Annotated in this window: 2 protein-coding genes; both read right to left on the bottom strand. The window is 43.2% G+C overall.

Annotation, left to right across the window (positions count from 1 at the left end; all coding sequences use genetic code 11):
- Positions 1-1,040, bottom strand: a 1,040-nt coding sequence (locus ACT53H_RS19105; RefSeq protein WP_476009876.1) for a beta-barrel domain-containing protein, incomplete at its 3' end; no start/stop codon positions are given.
- Positions 1,037-1,665, bottom strand: a 629-nt coding sequence (locus tag ACT53H_RS19100; RefSeq protein WP_476009875.1) for an ATP-binding cassette domain-containing protein, incomplete at its 5' end; no start/stop codon positions are given. The genes ACT53H_RS19105 and ACT53H_RS19100, both read right to left, overlap by 4 nt.

The following is a 1,665-nucleotide window of genomic DNA, read 5'->3' as shown; positions in this document are numbered from 1 at the left end:
CGGATATAAACACGATAATAGAATTGGTCTTGTTTCACTTCATCACGAATCGTGTCTGGTGAAATAACCGTAACCTTACCTTTTAAACCACCATAAATTGAGTAGTCATAGGCAGTAATCTTAACCAGTGCTTCTTGCCCCGGACGAATAAAGGCAATGTCACGCGGTAAAATACGCGCCTCAATAAGCAACTGCTCATCAATCGGTACAATGGTCATCAATTTACCGTTTTGCGGAATAACACCACCATGCGTAGTAACCGCAATTTCTTTGACAACACCACGTACCGGTGCTTTAAACACTGCACGATCTAAACTGTCACTACGACCCAGCACGATTTGTTGTTGCGTTTCACTATCCGTATTTGCTTTCGATAACTCTTCACGAGCCTTAACATAATACTGGTTCTGCGCATCATTCATTTTGTTTTGCAAATCATTTGCTTCACGACGTAAACGTAAAACTTCCACCTCACTTGCCGCACCTTTAGCAACTAACGGTTCTGTCATCGCCAGTTCTTGTTGCACCAGTTGCAAAGCCTGTTTTAAACCCGAAAGTGTTTGCTCAAGATCAGCACGACGTGAACGATATAGCGCCGTTTCTTCATGTACAAGTTTTGGTTCTTTCATCACAATGTCGGGAAAAACCAATGGCGTACCATTAACTTCCGCACGCAAACGCGCTGCTGTTGCCTGAGCAGAGATCAGTAAAGATCGAGATTCACCCACATTAGACGCAAAACGGGTTGGATCTAATTGCGCAAGAATTTCGCCCTTTTGAACAATGTCGCCTTCTTGTACATTCAGCTTGGTTAAAATACCGCCCTCTAAAGACTGAATCACCTGCTCTTTAGACGATGGAATCACTTTACCCGTACCAGTAGACACTTCTTCAAGTTTAAATACCCATGCCCAGATAAAGAAAATAACTAAGCCAATCCCCACAATCCAGATTACTAAACTGGCACGTGGTAATGGTGGCTCACTATAAGAGACATTCATTGAACGGGTGAGTTCTTGTTCTTTTTGTGGTTCGCTCATGAATTACCCCCTTGCACTTGTTTTTGTTGGGCTATTGATTGATTAAGGACCTGATCTCTTGGACCATCCATTACGATTTTGCCATCGTTAACCACAATAATACGGTCCACCAGTTCTAAAACAGCTCGGCGGTGAGTCGCAACCACCAAAGTCCGATGTGCCAGCCATCCTTTTAAATGATCAATCAATTGTTTCTCGGCCACATCATCAATGGCTGCTGTTGGTTCGTCTAACAATAAAATGTTAGGTTGACGAATCAATAAACGAGCCAATAATAATGCTTGTTTCTGACCACCCGAGAAACCAACGCCACCCTCTAAAATCAGGTGATCTAATCCTTCTTTTTTCTCTTGAACAAAAGGCAATGCACCCGTCACCACTAAAGCCCGAAGAATCTCTTCATCGGTTGCAAGCGGAGCACCCAAAGTAAGGTTCTCACGAATCGTACCGTAGAAAAGATACGCATTCTGGTTAAGTAAACCCATATCACGACGTACATCAGATGGATCAATTAAAGACAGATCCAGACCATCTAAATGTACTGAACCTTGAATAGGAAATTGCATTCCTGAGAGAAGCTGAAGCAGTGTTGATTTACCCGCCCCATTGCGCCCCAGAATTGCAA

Source organism: Acinetobacter sp. DMC2 (genome assembly GCF_056314305.1).
Note: the sequence above shows the minus strand (reverse complement) of the source record. Positions and strands in the feature narration are given on the sequence as shown.